Origin of the sequence: Aeromonas sp. 604176 (assembly GCF_049170755.1) — a bacterium.
GTDB lineage: Bacteria > Pseudomonadota > Gammaproteobacteria > Enterobacterales > Aeromonadaceae > Aeromonas > Aeromonas veronii_A.
In genome coordinates this window covers 1-5,603 of the sequence record NZ_JAAKNE010000172.1, presented here as the reverse complement: position 1 = coordinate 5,603, position 5,603 = coordinate 1, and the positions used below count along the sequence as shown (strand labels likewise).

The window sequence follows — 5,603 nt, the reverse complement described above, 5'->3', positions numbered from 1 at the left end:
TCCCCTCCGCCCGTCTGTCCCGAGGGACACAACGACGAAGCAGCGATTGCCCAGCCAACTCCGAGGCGCGGATTATACCCTTGCGATACGCACGGGGTAAACCGGCAATTCCCGTTTACAGCCATTTATCGCGCTTGGCCCCCGTTTACAGGCTGACTGATTGTCGATACAGGGGATTGCGCAGGTCAAAAAACAGTCTGATGACCTATTGACCGACTCAATAGTGCTCGAGACCGTATTTATAGAGGGCATTCTTCTTCACGCCGTGGATCTCGGCGGTCAGGGCGGCCGCTTTTTTCAGTGGCAGTTCGGTCACCAGCAGACCCAGAGTACGGATCGCCTCGGCGGGCAGATCCTCTTCTTCTTTGGAGGCGCCAGCCACGACCAGCACGATCTCGCCGCGGCAGCGGTTGTCATCCTCACCAAGCCAGGTCAGCATTTCAGAGGCTGGCAGACCGTGGATCGACTCGAAGGTCTTGGTCAGCTCGCGGCACACCACCACCTGACGCTCACCGAGAATGCGAGCAATCGCTTCCACTGTATCCTGCACACGGCGCGGGGATTCGTAGAACACCAGCGAGCGGGTCTCTTCAATAACGGCTTGCAGGCGATCGTCACGCCCCTTGCTCTTGGCGGGCAGGAAGCCCTCAAAGGCAAAGCGATCGGTGGGCAGACCGGCCGCGCTCAGAGCCGTGATGGCAGCACAGGGACCGGGCAGCGGCACCACCTTGACCCCAGCTTCACGACAGCGGGTGACCAAGTGATAACCGGGGTCGCTGATGAGCGGGGTGCCAGCATCGGAGACCAGCGCAACACTCTTGCCCTCTTTGATCCGGCCGATCAGCACATCGGCTTTCTGCTGCTCGTTGTGATCGTGCAGGGCGAAGGTCGGCACCGAGATTTGGTAGTGGCTGAGCAGGATACCGGTATGACGGGTATCTTCGGCTGCCACCAGATCGACACTGCGTAAAATATCCAATGCACGCTGGGTGATGTCCGCCAGATTGCCGATCGGAGTGGGGACTATATACAGGGTTGGGATGTCACTCATGGGATCTCCGAGTGCCCCGACAATTGTGTCGCCATATTGGCCCGTTTACACTATGGGGAACTTCAACACTGGTCGGGGAATGAACTTGAACCGGGTTACAAAGCAGCTAAGTGTATCACGACTCTTCGGCATCATACTCGCGGCAGTACTGCTCGCAGCCTGTGCGTCGGAGCCCAATCAACCGTCAGGGCAGTCAGGCATGCCCTCTGCGTTTTCCAATCTGACCAAGAATGCCCAGTGGTATCTTGAGCAGGTGGACCCCGCCAAGCCGGCCGAAGCCTTTACCTGGCAAATGCTGGCGGCACGCAGCTATCTGGCACTGGGCCAGACCAAACCAGCCTCGGCACTGTTCCAGCAATTGCAGAAGCAGGCCAAGGACCCCGCCCAGAAGGCGCAGTTGCAACTGCTGCAAGCCCATCTGTTGCTGGCGCAAGGCCACGCCAATCAGGCGCTGATCCTGCTGGAAGGCAAACCCGAGGTGCTGCTGGATGCCGATACCCAAAAGGATTGGTATCGCCAGCGCGTAGTGCTGCAACTCGACATCAACAACAAGTTTGGCGCAGCCAAGTCGTTGATTGCACTGGAGCCCTACCTCAATCAGAGCGAACAGGCCACCAACCATCAGCAGATCTGGTCGTTGCTCAAAAGCATGACCCCCTCCACCCTGCAAGCGCTGGAAGAGGCTCCGGCCCCTGATGTGACCACCGGCTGGCTACGACTGGCTGCACTGGTCAACGAGTTTGGCGCCCAGCCGAACCTGCTGGCGCGGCAGCTGGCAGGCTGGAAGCGTGACTTCCCAAACCATCCAGCCCAGAAGGATATGCCGGCGGGATTGGGCGATCTGGCGGCCACTGCAAGCACCTCGGTGCAGCAGATCGCAGTGCTGCTGCCCCTCTCCGGCAATCTGGAGCCGCAGGGCGCCGCCATCCGCAACGGCATGCTGATGTCTTATAAGGAAAATCAGGGACAATTCACCCTGAACTTCTACGACACCCAGAGCAAGTCGACCAGCGAGCTTTACAAGCAGGCGATTCAGGAAGGGGCAGACATGATCATCGGCCCGCTGCTGAAAGACCGTGTCGAGGAGCTGCTAAAAGCCAATCCGACCGTGCCGGTACTGGCACTCAACGAGCTGGACAAGCCGGTCGTCAACGACACCACCTACTACTTCTCCCTCTCTGCCGCCGCAGATGCCGCGCAGGCAGCCCAGTACCTTTACACGCAGGGCTACCGCAAACCGCTGCTAATCGCCGCCCAGGGGCGGATCGGTTACAGCAGTATCAAGGCGTTCGAGCAGAGCTGGGCTACCCTGAGCCAGGATAAGCCGGTCGTTGCTACCTTCGGTGCCCGCAACGAAGTACAGGGGATGGTCAAGAATGCCCTGAGCGGCCGCTCTATCGCCCGTGCCGGTGAAGTGGTGCAACTCTCTGATGCCGCACCGCGCAGCATCGATGCCGTTTATGTGGTAGCCAACAGCCTGGAAACCCGGATGATCAAGCCCTACGTGGATGTCTCGGTCAATCCGATGGGCAGCCTGCCCATCTACACCAGCTCCCGTGGCTACGACAGCGCAGCCACCGAGGTCGCCTCCGAGCTCAACGGCATGCATATCGCCGATATGCCGCTGCTGCTTGGCGGCTACGAGAAACAGCGCGAGCAGATCGCTCTGCTCTGGCCGCAGACCCAGGGTGACCTACTGCGTCTGTTTGCCATGGGCTACGATGCCGTCAACCTGGCTGAGAACCTGCAGCAGATGCGCAAGGTAGGTGGCATGCAGCAGGCCGGCATGAGCGGTCAGCTGAGCGTGGATGCCCAGGGCAATATCGTACGGATGCTGAGCTGGGGTACTTACCAGAACGGCAAACTGGTCGACGAGAACGCCGTTCAGCAACTGGAGGAGCCCTCCAATGAAGGAACTATGGAAACGGATGCGCCAGCAGTTGCCGAGCCTGTTCCCCTCACCAACGAGCAAGGGACAGCACTTTGAACAAGTCGCTGAACGCTGGTTGCAGGCCCAGGGCCTGCAACCGGTAGCTCGCAACTACCGCTGTCGTGGCGGTGAAATAGATCTCATCATGCACCAGGGCAAGACCCTGGTGTTTGTTGAGGTGCGCTACCGGGCCACCGGCAGCCATGGCGGGGCCGCCAGCTCGGTCACCCATAGCAAACAGCGCAAGATCATGCTGGCAGCGCGCCACTATTTGAAGCAACATGCCATCAACGAGGCCAATCAGGCCTGCCGATTCGATGTGATTGCGTTCGAGGGTGACCAGCCAGCCTGGATCCAGAACGCATTTTAAGAGGACCCTATGACTGACCGCATCAAAGAGAACTACACCGAAAGCATCCAGACCAAAATAGCCGCCGCCGAGGCGCTGCCGGATGCCATCCATACTGCAGCCCAGATGATCACCATCTGCCTGCTCAATGGCCACAAGGTGCTGGCATGCGGTAACGGTCCTTCTGCCGCACTGGCGCAACTGTTCATCTCCGAGCTGGTCAACTGCTACGAGACCCAGCGCCCCTCTCTTCCCGGCATGGCTCTGACCCCGGACATGGCGACCATCAGCGCCATCGCCACCGACCATGGTTTTGAAGAGGTCTACGCCAAGCAGATCCGCGCGCTGGGCCAGCCTGGCGACATTCTGGTGGTCATCACCACCACGGGCAACAGCCGAAGCCTGATCAAGGCGGCCGAGGCAGCTCTCTCCCGCGACATGACCATAGTGGTGCTGAGCGGCGGCGACGGTGGCGAAATGGCTGGCTTGCTGGGGCCAAACGATGTGGAGATCCGAGTACCCTCTGCCCGCCGCCCCCGTATTCTTGAGGTCAACCTGTTGACCCTGCACTGTCTGTGTGATCTCATCGACCAGACTCTTTTCCCGCAACAGGAAGATTGAAACCATGAACAAGCAGATACTCATCCTTGGCCTGCTAGCCAGCGCCTTGCTATTGCAGGGCTGTGCTGCCGTGGTGGTTGGCGGAGCAGCTGGTACCGCCAAGGTTTCTGGCGACCGCCGTACCATGAGCGCCCAGTGGGATGACCAGAGCATCGAGCTGAAAGCAGCCAATCTGCTGGCCGACAACAAACCGCTCAGCGCAGCCAGCAAGATCAGCGTCTACAGCAACAATGGCCGCGTGCTGCTGGTCGGTCAGACACCTTCTGACGTTTACAAGCTGGAAGCAGGCAAGATTGTTGGCCGCATCGAGGGGGTCCGCCACGTCTACAACGAGTTACGCCTTGGTCAGCCAGTCAGCCTGACCACACGCAGCAATGACACCTGGCTCACCTCCAAGGTGAAAGCCGACATGTTCGGCACCAAAAACTTCGATAGCGCCAAGGTCAAGGTGGTCACCGAAAACGGCGAAGTATTCCTGATTGGTCTTGTCACCCGTCAGGAGGGAGAGCAGGCGGTCAACATCGCTCGCCACGTTAGCGGTGTGAAGCGCGTGATCAAGGCCTTCGAGTTCGCCCAGAACTAAGCTCGACCGCACATAAAAAAACGCAGCCAATCGGCTGCGTTTTTTTATTTGATCACCTTCAGGGTCGGACGACCGCTTGGACGCGGCGGTTCCGGCTCTGGCTCCACCGGTGCTTCGGCCTGCTCCAGCCAGATATCGTAACCAGGCTCGGGGGGGAACAGGGTTCCCACGCCGTTCTCCCTAGCATGGATAGCCAGCACGGCCGCCATCGGGATATAGACCTGTTGGGATACCCCGCCAAAGCGGGCGCTGAAGCTGATTGCCTCATTATCCATGTGAAATTGCATCACGGCACGGGGCGCGATATTCAGCACAATCTGCCCGTCCTGAGCAAACTGCATCGGCACCATCACATGGGGAATGTTGACGTTGACCACCAGATGGGGAGTCAGATCGTTATCCAGCAACCAGTCAAAGAACGCCCGTAACAGGTACGGGCGACTCGGCGTCATTGTCGGTTCCATGCTCATACGCCAGCACGGATCTCGCGTTCGGCTTCGGTCAGGGATGCCTGGAAGGACTCACGCTCGAACAGACGAACCATGTAGGCCTTCAGCTCTTTGGCGCCACGACCGGTCAAGTCGATACCCAGGCTCGGCAGACGCCACAACAACGGAGCCATATAGCAATCTACCAGACCAAACTCTTCGCTCATGAAATAGGGCATTTCACCGAAGATCGGTGCAATGGCGAGCAAGTTGTCACGCAGTTCGTTGCGTGCTGCTTCTGCATCGGTACCGGCCATGATCTTGTCAGCCAGGGAATACCAGTCCAGCTCGATGCGGTGCATCATCAGGCGGCTGTTACCACGCGCAACCGGATAAACAGGCATCAGGGGTGGATGCGGGAAGCGTTCGTCCAGATACTCCATGATGATGCGTGAGGTGTAGAGTGCCAGCTCACGATCAACCAGGGTCGGTACAGAGTTGTACGGGTTCAGCTCGGCCAGCTCATCCGGCAGATTGGCTGGGTCAACCTGACAGATATCCACACTAACACCCTTCTCCGCCAGGACAATACGCACCTGATGGCTGAACATATCGTTGGCACCGGAAAACAGCGTCATTAC

General features: G+C 59.0%; 7 protein-coding genes. 4 read left to right on the top strand and 3 right to left on the bottom strand.

Translation table 11 applies throughout. From position 1 onward, the window contains the following. Nucleotides 1–217: 217 nt before the first annotated feature. On the bottom strand, nt 218–1,051 hold the full coding sequence (gene rsmI / locus G5358_RS19865) for a 16S rRNA (cytidine(1402)-2'-O)-methyltransferase (protein ID WP_421324766.1): 834 nt from the start codon (nt 1,049–1,051) through the stop codon (nt 218–220). A gap of 199 nt (nt 1,052–1,250) precedes the next feature. Here rsmI and G5358_RS19860 point away from each other — a divergent pair, with 199 nt between their 5' ends. From G5358_RS19860 to dolP, 4 genes are read left to right on the top strand one after another with little or no spacing between them, the layout of a single operon-like run. Further along, nucleotides 1,251–3,038, top strand: a complete 1,788-nt coding sequence (locus tag G5358_RS19860) for a penicillin-binding protein activator (RefSeq protein ID WP_421324765.1) — start codon at nt 1,251–1,253, stop codon at nt 3,036–3,038. Continuing rightward, nucleotides 2,980–3,351, top strand: coding sequence for a YraN family protein (locus G5358_RS19855; protein ID WP_216954462.1), 372 nt, complete (start codon nt 2,980–2,982; stop codon nt 3,349–3,351). The genes G5358_RS19860 and G5358_RS19855 overlap by 59 nt, the downstream gene beginning before the upstream one ends. A 9-nt stretch (nt 3,352–3,360) precedes the next feature. After that, the gene (locus G5358_RS19850; RefSeq protein WP_005341724.1) at nt 3,361–3,951 is read left to right on the top strand and encodes a D-sedoheptulose-7-phosphate isomerase; all 591 of its coding nucleotides are present in this window, start codon (nt 3,361–3,363) and stop codon (nt 3,949–3,951) included. 4 nt (nt 3,952–3,955) lie between these two features. Beyond that, complete coding sequence (gene dolP / locus G5358_RS19845) at nt 3,956–4,534, top strand: division/outer membrane stress-associated lipid-binding lipoprotein (RefSeq protein ID WP_216952216.1); 579 nt, start codon at nt 3,956–3,958, stop codon at nt 4,532–4,534. 44 nt (nt 4,535–4,578) lie between these two features. Here the strand turns inward: dolP and G5358_RS19840 are convergent, their stop codons facing one another. Continuing rightward, nucleotides 4,579–5,004, bottom strand: a complete 426-nt coding sequence (locus G5358_RS19840; RefSeq protein WP_041234002.1) for a ClpXP protease specificity-enhancing factor — start codon at nt 5,002–5,004, stop codon at nt 4,579–4,581. After that, nucleotides 5,001–5,603: stringent starvation protein SspA (gene sspA, locus G5358_RS19835; RefSeq protein WP_421324764.1), on the bottom strand; the 603-nt coding region annotated here is incomplete at its 5' end. The genes G5358_RS19840 and sspA, both read right to left, overlap by 4 nt.